We start from the raw sequence: 15,366 nt of genomic DNA, 5'->3' as shown, positions 1-15,366 counted from the left end.
TCCTGCCCTACTTGGTCTTGACGGCGAACAGCTTGGACAACGCCGTCGCCACCAGGTTGATCAGCATGATGACGAGGACCAGGGTCAGCGCCGCGCCCCACATCCGGTAATCACCGGCCTCGGTCGCGGTGCCGCGCTCCATGTAGATGGTCAGCGGGAGGGAGGCCATCTCGCCGCCGAACATGTTGTAGCTGATCGAGTTCGTGTAGCCCACCAGGATCAGCAGCGGCGCCGTTTCGCCCAGCACCCTGGCCAGTCCGAGCATCACCCCGGTGAGGATGCCGGACAGCGCGGTCGGCAGCACCACGCGCACGATCGTCTTCCACTTGGGGACGCCGAGCGCGTAGGAGGCTTCCCGGAGCTCGTCGGGGACGATCCGCAACATCGTCTCGGTGGTGCGCACCACCATCGGCAGCATCAGCAGCACCAGCGACAACGAGACCGCGAAGGCGCTCCGGTTGAGGCCGAAGGTGGTGATCCACAGCGCGTAGATGAACAGGCCCGCCACGATCGACGGCAAGCCGCTGAGGATGTCCACCATGAAGGTCGCCGCGCGGGCGAACCGGGAGCCCTGGCCGTATTCCACCAGGTAGATCGCGACCATGACGCCCAGCGGGACCGAGATCACCGCGGTGACCAGCCCTTGCAACAAGGTACCGGCGAGCGCGTGGTTGATGCCACCGCCGAAGTCGGTGGGCAGCAGCCCGCTGAACGAGTGGCTCCACCAGTTCGTGCTCAGCAGCGGCTTGAGCCCGCGGGACAGCAGGGTGTAGATCACCCACAGCAGCGGGACGACCGCGATCAGGAAGGCGAGCGCGAACAGCGTCGTGGCCAGGTGGTTCTTGGCCTTGCGACCGAAGCTGATCCGCTGGAACGCCGGTGTCGTGGCCGGCTGGTCAACGTTCGCGGCGTCGGTCCTCATGCTTTCCCCTTACCGCTGGCGCTTTCGATCCAGCGGGCGATCGCGTTGACGGCGAAGGTGATGATGAACAGCACCAGCCCGGCGGAGATGTAGGCACCGACCTGGAGGTTGTGGTTGAACTCCGCGGAGCCGAGCGCGATCTTGGAGGCGAACGTGGCCCCCGCGTCGAAGATGCTGTAGTTCGGCGCCTGGAAGGTGAAGCTGAGGATGATGGTCAGCGCCACCGTCTCGCCCAGCGCCCGGCCGAGCCCGAGCATCGACCCGCCGATGAAGCCGTTGCGGCCGAACGGCCACACCGTCGTGCGCACGACCTCCCACCGGGTCGCGCCCAGCGCCAGGGCGCCCTCGATGTGCGCGGTGGGCGTGCGGGCGAAGACCTCGCGGGTCACCCCGGTGATGGTCGGCAGGATCATCACGGCCAGCACGATGCCCGCGGTGAACACGTTCGCGCCGCTGTCGGCGCGGATGTTGCCGTCGGCGAAGATCGGGATCCAGCCGAGGTTGGTGTTCAGCCACGAGGCGACCGGGTTGATCACCGGCGCCAGCACCAGCGCGCCCCACAGGCCGTAGATCACCGACGGCACGGCGGCCAGCAGGTCGACCAGGTAGGCGAACGGCCGGGCCAGGCTGCGCGGCGCGTACTGGGTGAGGAACAGCGCGATGCCGCAGGCGACCGGCATCGCCAGCACCAGGGCGAAGACCGAGCTGGCCACCGTGATCCAGGCCAGGTCGAAGATGCCGAAGGCCAGGGCGCTCGGGTCGGAGGTGTCCCACACCCGGCTGAACAGGAAGCTGACCTGGTTGACCTGCAACGAGGGCACTGCTCGGATCAGCAGGAAGATGCCGATCGCGGCGATCAGCGCGACCACGAAGGCGCCCGATCCGGAAGCTAGGGCGCGGAAGACCTGGTCGCCGACGCGGACGACCTTCTTCTTCTCACCGTCTGGAGCGGAAATGGGAGCCTCCGGTCCGGGGCTGGGCGCCGAGCCACCACGCGGTCCCGCGCGGCGCGGCTCGGCGTGCGTCGAGTCGGTCACTGCTGGGTGCAGCCTCTCACTTCGTCCGTTCATCATGTTGCGCCTGCTGGCCATCTGCGACGTGAACAACACTCATGGCCCAGCGCGGGGGCCGGGAGGTGGCGCGTGCCACCTCCCGGCCCCGGTCGGCGTCACTGGATGGCGTTGACCGCGTCCAGCACCCGGGTCTTGAAGCCCTGCGGCAGCGGGACGTAGCCCGCCTTCTCCAGCTGGGCCGGGTCGGCGTTGGCCGCGACCGTCATGAACGCCTTGACGGCCTTGGCCTGCTCCGGGTTGTAGCCCTTGGAGCAGACGATCTCGTAGGTGTTGAGGACCACCGGGTAGACGCCGGGGGCCGCGTTGCCGTAGATCGAGTCGAGGTTGACCACGAGGTCGTTGCCCTGGCCCTGGATCTCGGCGCCCTCGATGGCCGCACCGACGGTCTGGCTGTTCAGCTCGACCGGGCCGGCCCCGCTGTCGATCTTGGCGATGCTCAGGCCGAGGTTCTTCGGGAAGGACCACTCGGCGTAGGTGATGCCGCCCTCGGTGGACTGGACGGACTGGGCGACCTGGTCGCTGCCGTCGCGGCCCTGGCCGACGCCCGGGCCGGGGCGGAACTGCTTGCCCTCACCGGTCCACATGCCGTTGGTGGCGGTGCTCAGGTACTTCTGGAAGTTGTCCGAGGTGCCGGACTCGTCGGAGCGGAAGAACGGCACGATGTCGAGGTCCGGGAGCTGCGCGTTCGGGTTCGCCGCCTGGATCGCCGGGTCGTTCCACTTGGTGATCTGGCCCTGGTAGATCTTGGCGATCAGCTCGGGGGTCAGGGTGAGGTCGGTGACGCCCGGGACGTTGTAGGCCATGGCGATCGGGCCGAACACCATCGGCAGGTGCCAGGCGGGGTTGCCCTGGCAGCGCTCCGCGGCGGCGGCGACCTCACCGGCCTCGGCGTCCAGCGGCGAGTCCGAGCCGCCGAAGTCGACCTGGCCCGCGGTGAAGTTCGCGACGCCCTTGCCGGAGCCGGAGCGGGTGTAGTTGACGTTCTGCCCGGGGCAGACCTGCTGGTAGTCGCGCATGAACACGTCCATGGCGTTCTTCTGCGCGGACGACCCCTCACCGGAGATCGGGACGGTGCCGCACTCGACCTGGAGACCCTCCAGGGCCGGGTTGTTCCCACCCGAGGACACGTTCTGGTCGGTCCCGCAGGCGGAGAGCACGAGGGTGCCCGCCGCCAGGAAGCCGGCCGCAGCGCTGTGCCGCTTGATCTTCACGAAGGTTCCTCCACTCAAGGGGATCTGCCCAACCGGCGGGCGAGCGAGATGCTTCGCGCGCTCTACCTCGAAACGGTAAGCAGTAGGGGTGGACAGGTACCGCCGTTCAGATGAACGCTCGGTGAACAAGGCACGCTCAGTAAGCATCCCCACCTTCCAACGGGGGATGTTCAAGATCAACTATGCCAGTCCGGTGACTCAGAGCACCGCCTGGGGTCAGCGACCGAACTGCACGTCCACGTCCCACCTCTCGAACCCCAACCGCCGGTACACCGCGATGGCCGGGGCGTTGTCGGCCTCGACGTACAGCATCGCCCGGCCGCACCCAGTGTCACGCAGGTGGCGAAGTCCGGCGACCGTCAGCGAGCGGCCCAGCCCGCCGCCCTGGGCGTCCGGGTCCACGCCCACGACGTAGACCTCGCCGAGCTCGCCCGGGTGCACCTTGGTCCAGTGGAAGCCGAGCAGCCGGTCCTCCGCGTCCACCGCGAGGAGGAACCCGGCCGGGTCGAACCAGTCCTCACCCTCCTTCGTCCGCAGGTCGGACTCGGTCATCCCGCCCTGCTCCGGGTGCCAGGCGAAGGCCTTGCGGTTCACCCGCACCACCTCGGCCTCGTCCACCCCGGGCTGGAAGGTGCGCAGCCGGACGCCCTCCGGCAGCTCCGGTTCCGGCAGTTCCGCCCCGGCCAGCTCGCGCCCCATCCGCCACAGCTCCCGGGCCCGGACCAGGCCGAACCGCTCGGCGAGCCGCAGCGCCGCCGGGTGCTCGCCGTGCGACCAGACGCGCAGCGCGCCCGCATCGCCCGCGCCGCCCGCCAGCGGCAGCTCGGCGCGCTCCAGCAGGGCGGTCACCAGCCGGGCCCCGGCGCCCCGGCCGCGCTGCTCCGGGCGCACCGCCAGCTCCGCGACCAGCGGACCGTCCGCCCCGTCCTGCTCGACGTCGAGGTGCGCGTACCCGACCAGCGCGCCGTCGGGGTCGCGCACCAGGAAGTGCTCCGAGCGCACGTCGGCCTGCACCGGCTCGATCTGCTCCACCACGTCGCGCCGCGCCCGCAACCGCAGCACCACGTGCTCGCCGACCGGCGCCACGCCGTCGGCCCGTTCCGCCTCGGCGAGCAGGCCCATCACCTCGGCCGTCTCGTCGCCGTCCACACCGTTGCGCCAAGTGAGCTGCACACCCGAAACGCTACCCGCGATCACGGCCCACAACGTAGCGGATCAACCCCGAAAATCCTTCGGATCAGCAGGTCAGCGCCCGTTTTCGCCCCGTTCCACCACCCCTGCCCGAAGTGCCCGGAACCACACCCGAAGCACCTCAGGCAAGCGGCGAAGCCGAAGCGCCCACGCACGCGCCACCAGCAACCACCGTCAGGCAAGCGGCGAAAGCCGCTTCCGCAGTACCCCACCCTCGCAGCTTGCACCGCCGCGGGTTCTCAGCGGCCTTCTCGCGAGGACGCCCTGATGCCGTGTATGGGCATACATCAAGAAGGGCGCCCGGAGCGAGCAGGCCGCTGAGGTTCCGCCACCGGCACCCCCAAGCAAAGTGACCACGGAACAGCCATGAAGAAGGGCATCCCGTGGCCGGGATGCCCTTCACCTGGGAGAACTCAAGCAGCGCGGAGCCGGGGCTCCGCATCACCCGAGCACCAGTGGACCACGCGGAACGGGGTTCCGCACGCCGTCAGCGCAGCGACGGGCGCCGCTGCTGGGGGGCGGGTGCCGGGGCGGCGGTGGGCTCCGGGGGCACGTCCCGCTGCCGGGGGCGGACGAACTTGTACCCGACGTTGCGCACGGTGCCGATCATCGAGTCGTGCTCGGGGCCGAGCTTGGCGCGCAGCCGCCGGACGTGCACGTCGACGGTGCGGGTGCCGCCGAAGAAGTCGTAGCCCCACACCTCCTGGAGGAGCTGCGCGCGGGTGAACACCCGGCCCGCGTGCTGGGCCAGGTACTTCAGCAGCTCGAACTCCTTGTAGGTCAGCTCCAGCGCCCGGCCCTTGACCCGCGCGGTGTAGGTGGCTTCCTCGATGACCAGCTCGCCCACGGTGAGCGAGCCGTCGTCGGTCGGGCCGGAGCTGCGCCGGGAGAGCAACAAGCGCAGGCGGGCGTCGATCTCGGCCGGACCGGTGGTCGGCAGCAGGATGTCGTCGACACCCCACTCGGCGTTGATCGTCACCAGTCCGCCCTCGTTGACCACCGCGACGACCGGGGCGTCCCCGGCGGCGAGCAGGCGGCACAGGTCGCGGGCCCCGGCGAGGTCGGTGCGGGCGTCGACCAGCACCGCGTCGTGCGGGCCGCCGGACAGCAGCGCGCCGGGGTCGGCGGGTAGCGTCCGCACGCGGTGCGGCAGCAGGGGGAGCGAGGGCAGCACGGTTTCGGCATCGGATTCGCTGGTGAGCAGCAGCAGCTCTGAGCTCATGGGCAGGACCTCCGTCCCAAGGCGGCAAGAATCGACAGCCGGCGGCGCGCGACCAGCCGCAACCGCCCGACCCGGCGTCGTTGCCTGCGGATGGCAAGGAGAATAACCGAGATGCGGCGGAAAAACCCAGGTCCGGCCACCGGCGTCACATTTGTGAACAGCGGTGGCGCGGATGTTGCGGGCGTGTGTCCGGCGCACCGGGTGGTGCTGCGGGCGGCCGACGGGACCCGCCTGCGCGGCGAGCTGCTGCCCGGTCCGGGCCTGCCCGCCGACCTGGGGTTCGTGGTCGGGCACGGGTTCACCAACCACACCCGCAAGCCGCACGTGGCCCGGGTGCTGCGCCGGCTGGCCGGGCGCGCCCCGGTGCTGGCCCTGGACTTCCGGGGGCACGGCCGGTCCGGCGGGCGCACCTCGGTGGGCCCCGACGAGGCGCTGGACATCGCCGCCGGGGTGGCTCACCTGCGGGAACGCGGTTGCCGCCGGGTGGTCACGATCGGCTTCTCGCTGGGCGGCTCGGTGGTGCTGCGCGATGCGGCGCTGGCCGAGCGGCCGCCGGACGCGGTGGTCGCGGTGAGCAGCCCGGCCCGCTGGTGGGTGCGCGAGACCTCCGCGATGCGCCGGGTGCACTGGCTGCTGGAGCAGCCGCACGGCCGGTTCAGCGCGCGGCTGCTCGGCGTCCGGCTGGCCCCGCCGTGGCCGGAGGTGCCGGTCTCGCCGATCGAGCTGGTGTCGCGGGTCACCGTCCCGCTGCTGCTGGTGCACGGCGACCAGGACCACTACTTCCCGCTGTCCGACGCGGTGGCGCTGGCCGAGGCCGGGGACGGCGAGCTGTGGGTGGAGCCGACCATGCGGCACGCGGAGAGCGCGACCACCCCCGAATTGGTGGACCGCATCGCTCGTTGGGCGGCCGATACAGTGGCCCCACCCGATCGTGGGCCCGCTGACGGGCCCCGGCCCGGCCCCGACAGAACGGACCGCACGCGGTGAAGAAGCTCGCCATCACTGTCGTCATCCTCTTCGGCCTGCTGGTCGCCGCCGACTTCGGCGCCGCCGCGGTGGCCGAGCACCAGGTGGCCAAGCAGGTCCGCTCCCAGCTCGCGCTCCCCCGCGATCCCGACGTGCGGATCAACGGGTTCCCGTTCCTGACGCAGGTCGCCGCGGGCGACTACCGGGACGTGGAGCTCTCCGCCGAGGCGGTGCCGGTGGGCGAGTTCCGCGAGCTGGGCATCGAGGCGAACCTGCACCACGCCCGGCTGGCGCCCTCGGACCTGTTCAGCGGGAACGTGCGCGAGCTCACCGTGGACGAGCTGACCGGCCGGGTGAAGGTCACCGCCGCCGACGTCGGCCGCTACATCGGCATCCCGGACCTGCGGATCGCCCCGGCGCCGAAGGACGCGCTGGCGGGCACCGACGGTGACGAGCAGGTGGCCCGCACCGAGGACGGCACGCAGACCGCGGTGCAGCTCAACGGCACCGTCCCGATCGCGGGCACCGAGAACCAGGTGCAGATCATCGCACTGCTGTCGCTGGTCGGCGGGAAGCTGGAGATCGAGCCGAAGAAGCTGGAGCTGGACAACAGCTCGATCGGGCCGATCGACCTGCCCTCGGTGTTCGAGGAGTCGGTGCTGCGCCAGTTCACCTTCAGCCTGGACCCGGGGATGCTGCCGTTCCAGGTCACGCCCACCGGGGTCCGCGCCGAGCACGGCGCCCTGGTCATCGAGGGCTCCGTCCGCGATGTGACCATCGGGGCGGGCGGGGTGACCACCGGGTGAGCCCCGGCTGGTGGGTCCTGCTGGCCGCGGTGCTGGTCACCGCGGTGCTGGGGCTGGCCCACCGGGCTCGGCAGGGCCGGATCCGCCCGCCGGAGGGAGGAGGTGCGTCCGTGCTCGACCTGCCCGCGGAGCTGCGCGAGCGGCTCGACGGCGAGGCGCGGGTGACGCTGCTGCAGCTGTCGACGACGTTCTGCGCGCCGTGCCGCCACACCCGGGTGCTGCTCGACGACCTCGCGCGGCGCACCGACGGGCTCCGGCACGTCGAGGTGGACCTCGCCCACCACCCGGAGTGGTCCACGACCCTCCGGGTGCACACCACGCCCACCACCCTGGTACTGGACTCCGGAGGCGAGGAGCTGTTCCGGATCGGCGGCGTCCCCCGGCGCGACGCCCTCGCCGAAGCCCTCCACCCCCTCCTCGCCTGACGTCACCCCTTCGCGCTCCGAGTGAGGGGCACCCTGTACCAGCATGGACTGTTTTCAGAATGGCCTGCGTGGCGGCGCGGGTGGCGGAACCTCAGCGGCCTTCTCGCTCCGGGCGCCCTTCTTGATGTATGCCAATACACGGCATCAGGGCGTCCTCGCGAGAAGGCCGCTGAGAACCCGCGGCGGTGCCGGTTGACGGCCTCACCGCATGCGGCTCCGCCGCATTCTGAAAAGGACCCCTCACTCGGACAAGGGTGCCTCTCACCTGGACAGAGTTCACTCGGGCGGGTGGTTGTTGCGCCTGGGTGTCCTTGCAGTGTGCGGCGGAGCCGCATGCGGTGCGGCGCGCCACCGGCACCGCCGCGCAGATCATCGGCGGAAGCGGGCCTGGGTGCTGGTCGGCGGCGCGGGGTCCGTCCCACCTTGTGAACGACCTTCCCGGCACGGGGCCGTCCGGGTAGCCTCCGGACCGTGCACGTTCTGCTGACCCGACGGCGCGCGGTGGACTTCTGCCGCGTGGGCAGCAGCCTGTGTCAAGGGCACTGACCGGGCGGTAGGACGAAGTGCGCGTCACGGGTGTGCCCCGGCGATGGCCTGCGTTCCCCGCCTGACGGACTCGGCAGCCGAAGTCCACAGTCAGGAGGCCCCATGTCTGCCGGAACGGTCGATCCCCGCGGTGTGCGGTTCACCGCCGCGGTCACCAGCGCCGTGCTCGCGCTCGGCCTGATCACCACCAGTTGGCGGGTCCTCGCGGCGCAGACCGCGCTGTTCGCCCTGTGCGCCTTCGTGGGAATGCGGTCCAACCCGTGGGGGTACATGTACCGGCGGGCGGTGCGGCCCAGGCTCCCGGAACTGCCGTCCGAGCAGCAGGAGGACGCCTCGCCGGTGCGGTTCTCGCAGGGAGTGGGGTTCTGCTTCGCCGTGGCGGCGACGATCGGCTACGCGGCCGGGTGGACCGCGTTCGGCCTGGTCGCCAACGCGTTGGCGCTGGTGGCGGCGCTGCTCAACGCGGCCTTCGGCTACTGCCTCGGCTGCCAGCTCTACCTGGTGTTCCGGCGGGCGCTGCCCGCGGGAACACCGTGATCGACGGATGAACAACGAAGAAGGAGTCGCTCGATGAGCCGTGCAGACGTCCTGGTTTCCACCGAGTGGGCCGAGGAGAACCTGAACACCCCCGGCGTGGTGTTCGCCGAGGTGGACGAGGACACCACCGCCTACGACGGCGGCCACATCCCGGGCGCGGTCAAGATCGACTGGAAGAACGAGCTCCAGGACCACGTGCGCCGCGACTTCGTCGACCGCGTGGGCTTCGAGGAGCTGCTGTCCGCCAAGGGCATCGGCAACGACGACACGGTGGTGCTCTACGGCGGCAACAACAACTGGTTCGCCGCCTACGCCTACTGGTACTTCAAGCTCTACGGCCACTCCGACGTCAAGCTGCTCGACGGTGGGCGCAAGAAGTGGGAGCTCGACGGCCGGGAGCTGACCAAGGACGAGCCGGAACGGCCCGCCGCCCGGTACACCGCGCAGGAGCCCGACACCTCGATCCGCGCGTTCCGCGACGAGGTCGTCGACGCGATCGGCACCAAGAACCTGGTCGACGTGCGCTCGCCCGACGAGTTCTCCGGCAAGCTGCTGGCCCCGGCGCACCTCCCGCAGGAGGCGGCGCAGCGCGGCGGCCACATCCCCAGCGCGATCAACGTGCCGTGGAGCAAGGCCGCCAACGAGGACGGCACCTTCAAGTCCGACGACGAGCTGAAGCAGATCTACGGCGACGCGGGCCTCGACGAGGGCAAGCGGACCATCGCCTACTGCCGGATCGGCGAGCGCTCGTCGCACACCTGGTTCGTGCTGCGCGAACTGCTCGGCCACCAGGACGTCAAGAACTACGACGGTTCCTGGACCGAGTACGGCTCGCTGGTCGGCGTGCCGATCGAGAACCCCTCCGAGAAGGCCTGAAGACGAGGAGCGTGCGCATGAGTGGATGCGGAGCACCGGAGCAGTCGGCCGCGCCCGTGGCCGAGGACACCGACCAGGTCGTGCTGAAGGGCACGGTGCGCTCGGGCGACCAGCCGGTCGGCGGCGCTTTCGTCCGCCTGCTGGACGGCGACGGCGAGTTCACCGCGGAGGTCGTCTCCGCCGAGGGCGGTGACTTCCGGTTCTACGCGGCGCCGGGCGAGTGGACCGTCCGCGCCCTGCACCGCGACGGCAAGGGCCAGGCCGAGGTGGCCGCCGCCGGACCGGGCGTCCACGCGGTCGACATCGCCGTAGCCTGACGACCCACCGGACACACCCGCCCGGGTGAACTTCTTCCAGGTGAGGGGCACCCTGCACCCCGTAACGCGGTACAGGGTGCCCCTCACTCACCACCCGTCCAGGTGAAGTTGAGGTAGGTGAGGGGCACCCTTGTCCCAGTTACTCGGGCAAGGGCGCCCCTCACTCATGGTCTTTTCAGAATGCGGCGGAGCCGCATGCGGTGAGGCACGCAGCTTGCACCGCGGCGGGTTCTCAGCGGTCTTCTCGCGAGGACAGCGCCGACGCCGTGTACGTCGTTGGTACATCAGGAGGCGATCCCGCAGCGAGAAGACCGCTGAGGTTCCGCCACCCGCACCGCCACGCAGACCATTGGCGAAAGCCGGTCCTAACTCGGGCAAGGGTGCCCCTCACTCACGTCCCTTAAGGGTGACGTCAGGCGCGGGAGCGGAGCAGGGCGAAGGCCCGTTCGTCGCGGTCCTGGGCGCTGGGGTCCGAGCCCTCGGTGCAGCCGACGGTGGTGAAGTCCAGGACCTCCCAGCCGGTGCGCTCGAACAGCCGCTTGAGCCCGGTCTCGCTGAAGATCCAGAAGTTCGTCGCGTCGTCGTTGGCCTCGCTGGGGTGCAGCAGGTACGCGACCGGCTGGTCCTTCAGCGGCGTGGTGCGGTCCGGGGCGAGCTGGGCGACGCGGGTGGACAGGAAGCACAGGTCGGCGTGCCGGGCGAGCTGCTCCAGCACGTAGAACGGGTTCTTCAGGTGGTAGAGCAGGCCGAGGAAGAACACCGCGCCGTAGTGCTGGGCGGGCATCCGGAACTGGGTGTCGAGGTCGACCTCGTGCACCTCGGCCTTCGACGGCAGCTCCTCGACCAGCCGCCGGGCGCCGCGCAGGCCGTTGAAGTTCGTCGGGGCGTGGTCGACGATGTCCACCCCGCAGCCGAGCTCGGCCTCCAGGAAGAACCCGAAGTCACCGTCGGCGGCACCGAAGTCGGCGATCCGGGTGCCCGCGACCGAGTCGAACACCGACCGGTTCGGCCCGGACAGCAGCGCGTCCAGGTGCAGCACGTTGGCCATCGTGTCGTACGGGTACCAGTCGAAGTCCTCGGGCGCGATCCGCTCCTTGCGCGCCAGCAGGTCCTCCCGGAAGGCCAAGGCCCGTTCGCGCAACGTCTCGAAGTCCATCTGCTCCCCGTCCGGTGGGTGGTGGCCGACGGGGGGAATCATGCCCGACGCCACACCCCACGGGGGGCGGCCGGTGGTTATCCTTTGCCCGTGACACTCATCGACTTCCTGCACTACGGCCTCGTCACCCTCGTCGGGATCGCCGCGCTGGCCACGATCTGGTTCGCCTGCTACGTGGTGTACCGGCTGCACAACGACTGACCGGTCCAGGTAGGTACGCTGCTGGGCGATGACTGCCACGCCCAACGAACCGGTCCCGGGCAGCGGCGACGCCGCCGTCCAGGCCGCTGCTGAACGCGCCGAGCTCACCCGGCACCGCAACGTCCCGGAGTTCGACGACCTGCCCGGCGCCGGCGACACCGCCAACCTGCGCCTCGGCCCGGACCTGAACGACGCCTGCCTGTCCCTGCTGCCGCTGGTCGGCGTGTGGCGGGGCGAGGGCGAGGCGAACCACCCGTCGCTGCCGGAGCCCTACCGCTTCGTCCAGCAGATCACGCTGGCGCACGACGGCCGCCCCTTCCTGGTCTACGAGAGCCGCGCCTGGCGCCTCGACGGCGAAGGCGGCTCGGTGGTCGGCCCGGCCTTCCGCGAGTACGGCTTCTGGCGCCCGCAGGCCGACGACACCATCGAACTGCTGCTGGTGCACGAGGCCGGCGTGATCGAGATGTTCTTCGGTTCCCCGCGCAACCAGACCACCTGGGAGTTCGGCACCGACGCGGTGCTGCGCACCCCCACCGGCGACGACGTGACCGCGGCCAACCGGCTCTACGGGGTCGTGGACGGCGCGCTGGCCTACGTCGAGGAGCGCGCCACCGCCGAGCACGAGTTGCAGCCCCGGCTGTCGGCCAAGCTCGACCGCGTCGCAGGCTGAGCGTCGGTCCCCGGCGCTACGTTCGTCCTCCACGACCGAACGGAGCGCCACCATGACCCGCGAACGCACCGACCTGCTCGACGCCCTGGCCTGGCACCGGCAGCTCTTCCGGCACACCGTCGAGGGCCTGACCGACGAGCAGGCCCGGCGGCGCACCACGCCCAGCGAGCTGACCCTCGGCGGGCTGATCAAGCACGTCACCGCGGTCGAGCGCCAGTGGACCGACTTCATCGAGCGCGGGTTGCCCGAGGACGCCTTCTCGGCCGAGAAGCTCGCCGCCGGTGCGGTGGAGTTCGAGGTGGGCGAGGCGGAGACCCTCGCCGGGCTGCTCGACGCCTACGCCGAGGTGGCCCGCCGCACCGACGAGCTGATCGCGACCACCGACCTCGACGCGGCGCGACCGCTGCCGCCCGCGCCCTGGTTCGAGGCGGGCACGTCCTGGACGCCGCGCCGGGTGGTGGCGCACGTCCTCGCCGAGACCAGCCAGCACGCCGGGCACGCCGACATCATCCGCGAGGCGCTCGACGGCCAGAAGACGATGGGCTGAGCCTGCGGGCGGCGCAGCTCACCCGTTCGATACCTGGGTGAGGGGCACCTTCGTCCGACATAGCCGGATGAAGGTGCCCCTCACTCAAGGACGCCTCAGTAGTTCGACTCGTAGCGCCCGAGGAGCTCGGCGTGCAGGTCGGGGTCGACGGCGACCGGCTTGCCGTCCACCGTCCGCACCTGGGTGATCAGCCGCACGCTGGAGGCCAGCCACACGCCGTCGGCTTCGAACAGCTCGTCCACCGGGAACAGGCGGGTCTCGGTGGTCCAGCCCGCCGCCTCCGCCGCGCGGAACAGCGCGCCCTGGGTGGTGCCCCGGAGGATGCCGGAGCTCGGCGGGGTGGTGACCAGGGTGCGACCGCGCGCCAGCACCACGGTCGACGTGGGGCCTTCCAGCACCGAGCCGTCGGTGGCGGTGAACAGCACCTCGTCCGCGCCGCGCGCCTCGGCCTCCCGCATCGCGGCCATGTTCACCGCGTAGGACAGCGTCTTGGCCGACAGCAGCAGCCACGGCGCGCGTTGCCGCAGGTCCGGGGCGAAGCCGCGGTCGAGGGTGATGGCGTCGACGCCCTCGGCGCGCAGCCGCCGGGCCTTCTCGCCCACCTGCATCCCCATCGCGAACGCCGAGGGGGTGCCGTCGCCGCCGTCCACGCCGCGGCTGCACACCAGCTTGAGCGCCATCTCCCGCTCGGTGTCCCACGGCCAGGCGTCGATCACCGCGCGCACCGCGCGCTCCCAGCCGGCGCGCTCGGGCAGCGGCAGCGACAGCATCGACGCGGACTGCTCCATCCGGTCCAGGTGCGGGCCGAGTTCACGCGGTGCCCGGTCGACCACCAGGATGGTCTCGAACACACCGTCGCCCCGGGTCACCGCGAGGTCGTCGGCGCGCAGCAGCGGTGCCTCCGGATCGACCAGGGTTCCGTCCAGGAGTGCCAGTACACGCATGCCAGCAGCGTAGAACCCGGTGCGCCGGGGCCGCGCCGCTGGGCCGGGCGGACGTGGCGACGGCGTTACGATCGAGGGAGCAAGCCGACCACAGGAGCGGGCATTGAGCGACCAGGGATCGCTGCGCAGCACCCTGCACCAGCGGGGTCTGCGGATGACGCCGCAGCGGCAGTTGGTGCTCGACGCGGTGCGCGAACTGGGCCACGCCACCCCGGAGCAGGTGTGCAACCGGGTGCGCGGCACGGCCGCACCGGTCAACATCACCACCGTCTACCGGGCGCTGGACCTGCTGGAGGAGCTCGGGCTGGTCCGGCACACCCACCTGGGCCACGGCGCCCCGACGTACTCGGCGCAGGAGCACGAGCACGTGCACCTGGCCTGCCACCGCTGCGGCGCGATCGTCGAGATCCCCACCGAGGAGCTCGACGAGCTCGGCGCGGCGCTGCGGGCGCACCACGGGTTCGTCCTGGATCCCAGCCACCTCGCCCTGTCCGGCACCTGCCGCGACTGCCACGACGCCGAGGAGCCTCGATGAGTTCACCCCTGCTGGAGCTGCCCGGAGCGGTCCCCGCGCCGGACGCCGACCTCGATGTGGGCGTGCCGTGGCACTTCGGCGACCCGTTCGCCGAGCAGCGCTCCGCCGCCCGCTCCGCCGTGGTCGTGGACCGCTCGCACCGCGAGGTCCTCGCGGTGCCCGGGGACGAGCGGCTGAGCTGGCTGCACCTGGTGCTCTCCCAGCACCTCACCGAGCTGCCCGAGGGCCGGGGCACCGAGGCGCTGGTGCTGGACAGCCAGGGCCGGATCGACTGCCACCTGCTCGTCGCCCACCACGACGGCGTGGTCTACCTCGACACCGAGCGCGGGGCGCGGGCCAGCAGCGCGCTGCCCAGCATGGGCGAGGGCGGCAGCCAGCCGATCGCCGAGTACCTGGAGGCGATGCGGTTCTGGTCGGCGGTCGAGCCCCGCGACGCCACCGCGGAGTTCGCGGTGCTCAGCGTGATCGGCCCGGACGCCGCGGGGATCCTGGCCGGGTTCGGTCCGGTGCCCGCCGAGCCCTACGAGGTGGTCGGGCTGCCCGGCGGCGGCTTCGCGCGGAACGTGCCGCTGGGCGCGCTGCCCTCGTTCGACCTGGTGGTGCCCCGGGAGTCGCTGGTCGAGCGGTGGCTCCAGCTCACCGACGCGGGCGTGCGCCCGTCCGGCACGCTCGCCTACGAGGCGCTGCGGGTCGAGGCGCTGCGCCCCCGGGTGGGGCCGGACACCGACGAGCGCGCGATCCCGCACGAGCTGGGCTGGGTGCACGTGGCCGCGCACGTCGCCAAGGGCTGCTACCGGGGTCAGGAGACCGTCGCCAAGGTGCACAACGTCGGCAAACCGCCGCGCCGGATGGTGCTGCTGCACCTGGACGGCTCGGTGGAGGTCCGGCCGGAGACCGGCGACCCGGTGTGGCACGGCGACCGCCGCGTCGGCCGGGTCGGCAGCGTGGTGCTGCACCACGAGCTCGGTCCGGTGGCGCTGGCGCTGCTGAAGCGCTCGGCGCCGGTGGACGGCGAGCTCGTCGCCGGCGATCGGGACGAGGAGCGCGCGGTGGCCGCCGCGGTCGACCCGGACTCGGTCCCGGCGGACACCGGCGAACCGCCGGGCCGGGTCGCGGCCCAGGGGCTGCGGGGGCGCTGATCGGCCCGGGTCGCTGCGCCGAGTGCCGCAGCCCGGGTTGCGCGGCGCCCCCGGCACCGCCGCGCTGTGCCAGGATGCTGGC

The 15,366-nt window shown here is 71.5% G+C and carries 17 protein-coding genes; 10 read left to right on the top strand and 7 right to left on the bottom strand.

What is annotated here, in order from left to right:
- Positions 1-7: 7 nt before the first annotated feature.
- The 5 genes from pstA to ABD976_RS03255 form a co-directional block, all read right to left on the bottom strand.
- Positions 8-922, bottom strand: a complete 915-nt coding sequence (gene pstA, locus ABD976_RS03275) for a phosphate ABC transporter permease PstA (protein ID WP_345356865.1) — start codon at positions 920-922, stop codon at positions 8-10.
- Positions 919-1,959, bottom strand: a complete 1,041-nt coding sequence (pstC, locus tag ABD976_RS03270; RefSeq protein ID WP_369775420.1) for a phosphate ABC transporter permease subunit PstC — start codon at positions 1,957-1,959, stop codon at positions 919-921. The genes pstA and pstC overlap by 4 nt, the downstream gene beginning before the upstream one ends.
- 131 nt (positions 1,960-2,090) lie before the next feature.
- Complete coding sequence (gene pstS, locus ABD976_RS03265; RefSeq protein ID WP_345356862.1) at positions 2,091-3,206, bottom strand: phosphate ABC transporter substrate-binding protein PstS; 1,116 nt, start codon at positions 3,204-3,206, stop codon at positions 2,091-2,093.
- A gap of 216 nt (positions 3,207-3,422) precedes the next feature.
- The gene (mshD, locus tag ABD976_RS03260; RefSeq protein WP_345356859.1) at positions 3,423-4,379 is read right to left on the bottom strand and encodes a mycothiol synthase; all 957 of its coding nucleotides are present in this window, start codon (positions 4,377-4,379) and stop codon (positions 3,423-3,425) included.
- A 505-nt stretch (positions 4,380-4,884) separates the two neighbouring features.
- Positions 4,885-5,619, bottom strand: a complete 735-nt coding sequence (locus tag ABD976_RS03255; RefSeq protein ID WP_345356856.1) for a winged helix-turn-helix transcriptional regulator — start codon at positions 5,617-5,619, stop codon at positions 4,885-4,887.
- 183 nt (positions 5,620-5,802) lie between these two features.
- Here ABD976_RS03255 and ABD976_RS03250 point away from each other — a divergent pair, with 183 nt between their 5' ends.
- The 6 genes from ABD976_RS03250 (at position 5,803) to ABD976_RS03225 (ending at position 10,092) form a co-directional block, all read left to right on the top strand.
- Positions 5,803-6,606 (top strand): alpha/beta hydrolase, encoded by an 804-nt coding sequence (locus ABD976_RS03250; protein WP_345356853.1) that lies wholly within the window; start codon positions 5,803-5,805, stop codon positions 6,604-6,606.
- Positions 6,603-7,391, top strand: a complete 789-nt coding sequence (locus tag ABD976_RS03245; protein WP_345356850.1) for an LmeA family phospholipid-binding protein — start codon at positions 6,603-6,605, stop codon at positions 7,389-7,391. The genes ABD976_RS03250 and ABD976_RS03245 overlap by 4 nt, the downstream gene beginning before the upstream one ends.
- Complete coding sequence (locus ABD976_RS03240; protein ID WP_345356847.1) at positions 7,388-7,816, top strand: TlpA family protein disulfide reductase; 429 nt, start codon at positions 7,388-7,390, stop codon at positions 7,814-7,816. Before ABD976_RS03245 ends, ABD976_RS03240 begins: the two co-directional genes overlap by 4 nt.
- 648 nt (positions 7,817-8,464) lie before the next feature.
- Positions 8,465-8,899 carry a DUF4395 domain-containing protein gene (locus tag ABD976_RS03235; protein WP_345356844.1) on the top strand — a complete coding sequence of 145 codons (435 nt, stop codon included), beginning with the start codon at positions 8,465-8,467 and terminating at the stop codon, positions 8,897-8,899.
- Between the two features lie 33 nt (positions 8,900-8,932).
- The gene (locus tag ABD976_RS03230; RefSeq protein WP_345356841.1) at positions 8,933-9,775 is read left to right on the top strand and encodes a sulfurtransferase; all 843 of its coding nucleotides are present in this window, start codon (positions 8,933-8,935) and stop codon (positions 9,773-9,775) included.
- A 17-nt stretch (positions 9,776-9,792) separates the two neighbouring features.
- Positions 9,793-10,092 (top strand): DUF1416 domain-containing protein, encoded by a 300-nt coding sequence (locus ABD976_RS03225; protein WP_345356838.1) that lies wholly within the window; start codon positions 9,793-9,795, stop codon positions 10,090-10,092.
- 412 nt (positions 10,093-10,504) lie between these two features.
- On the opposite strand, the gene ABD976_RS03220 is transcribed toward ABD976_RS03225, so the two are convergent.
- Complete coding sequence (locus ABD976_RS03220) at positions 10,505-11,290, bottom strand: methyltransferase domain-containing protein (RefSeq protein WP_345356835.1); 786 nt, start codon at positions 11,288-11,290, stop codon at positions 10,505-10,507.
- 187 nt (positions 11,291-11,477) lie between these two features.
- Between ABD976_RS03220 and ABD976_RS03215 the strand changes: the two genes are divergently transcribed.
- Together ABD976_RS03215 and ABD976_RS03210 are read left to right on the top strand one after the other, a co-directional pair.
- Positions 11,478-12,119 (top strand): heme-binding beta-barrel domain-containing protein, encoded by a 642-nt coding sequence (locus ABD976_RS03215; protein ID WP_345356832.1) that lies wholly within the window; start codon positions 11,478-11,480, stop codon positions 12,117-12,119.
- Between the two features lie 52 nt (positions 12,120-12,171).
- The gene (locus tag ABD976_RS03210) at positions 12,172-12,666 is read left to right on the top strand and encodes a DinB family protein (RefSeq protein ID WP_345356829.1); all 495 of its coding nucleotides are present in this window, start codon (positions 12,172-12,174) and stop codon (positions 12,664-12,666) included.
- A 95-nt stretch (positions 12,667-12,761) separates the two neighbouring features.
- Here the strand turns inward: ABD976_RS03210 and ABD976_RS03205 are convergent, their stop codons facing one another.
- A complete protein-coding gene (locus ABD976_RS03205; protein ID WP_345356826.1) occupies positions 12,762-13,610 on the bottom strand; it encodes an aminodeoxychorismate lyase in 849 nt (282 codons plus the stop codon).
- Positions 13,611-13,713: 103 nt separating this feature from the next.
- Here ABD976_RS03205 and ABD976_RS03200 point away from each other — a divergent pair, with 103 nt between their 5' ends.
- A complete protein-coding gene (locus tag ABD976_RS03200) occupies positions 13,714-14,145 on the top strand; it encodes a Fur family transcriptional regulator (protein ID WP_425570067.1) in 432 nt (143 codons plus the stop codon).
- Positions 14,142-15,284, top strand: coding sequence for a CAF17-like 4Fe-4S cluster assembly/insertion protein YgfZ (gene ygfZ / locus ABD976_RS03195; protein WP_345356823.1), 1,143 nt, complete (start codon positions 14,142-14,144; stop codon positions 15,282-15,284). Before ABD976_RS03200 ends, ygfZ begins: the two co-directional genes overlap by 4 nt.
- Positions 15,285-15,366: the final 82 nt, after the last annotated feature.

The organism is Saccharopolyspora cebuensis, from assembly GCF_039542665.1.
Lineage (GTDB): Bacteria > Actinomycetota > Actinomycetes > Mycobacteriales > Pseudonocardiaceae > Saccharopolyspora > Saccharopolyspora cebuensis.
This window is presented reverse-complemented; position numbering and strand designations above follow the sequence as displayed.

Excerpts from the sequence above, each read along its gene's own strand:
- pstA (WP_345356865.1), bottom strand. The coding sequence starts at position 922 with ATGAGGACCGACGCCGCGAACGTTGACCAGCCGGCCACGACACCGGCG.
- ABD976_RS03255 (WP_345356856.1), bottom strand. The coding sequence starts at position 5,619 with ATGAGCTCAGAGCTGCTGCTGCTCACCAGCGAATCCGATGCCGAAACC.
- ABD976_RS03235 (WP_345356844.1), top strand. The coding sequence starts at position 8,465 with ATGTCTGCCGGAACGGTCGATCCCCGCGGTGTGCGGTTCACCGCCGCG.
- ABD976_RS03230 (WP_345356841.1), top strand. The coding sequence starts at position 8,933 with ATGAGCCGTGCAGACGTCCTGGTTTCCACCGAGTGGGCCGAGGAGAAC.
- ABD976_RS03225 (WP_345356838.1), top strand. The coding sequence starts at position 9,793 with ATGAGTGGATGCGGAGCACCGGAGCAGTCGGCCGCGCCCGTGGCCGAG.
- ABD976_RS03220 (WP_345356835.1), bottom strand. The coding sequence starts at position 11,290 with ATGATTCCCCCCGTCGGCCACCACCCACCGGACGGGGAGCAGATGGAC.
- ABD976_RS03215 (WP_345356832.1), top strand. The coding sequence starts at position 11,478 with ATGACTGCCACGCCCAACGAACCGGTCCCGGGCAGCGGCGACGCCGCC.
- ABD976_RS03210 (WP_345356829.1), top strand. The coding sequence starts at position 12,172 with ATGACCCGCGAACGCACCGACCTGCTCGACGCCCTGGCCTGGCACCGG.
- ABD976_RS03205 (WP_345356826.1), bottom strand. The coding sequence starts at position 13,610 with ATGCGTGTACTGGCACTCCTGGACGGAACCCTGGTCGATCCGGAGGCA.
- ygfZ (WP_345356823.1), top strand. The coding sequence starts at position 14,142 with ATGAGTTCACCCCTGCTGGAGCTGCCCGGAGCGGTCCCCGCGCCGGAC.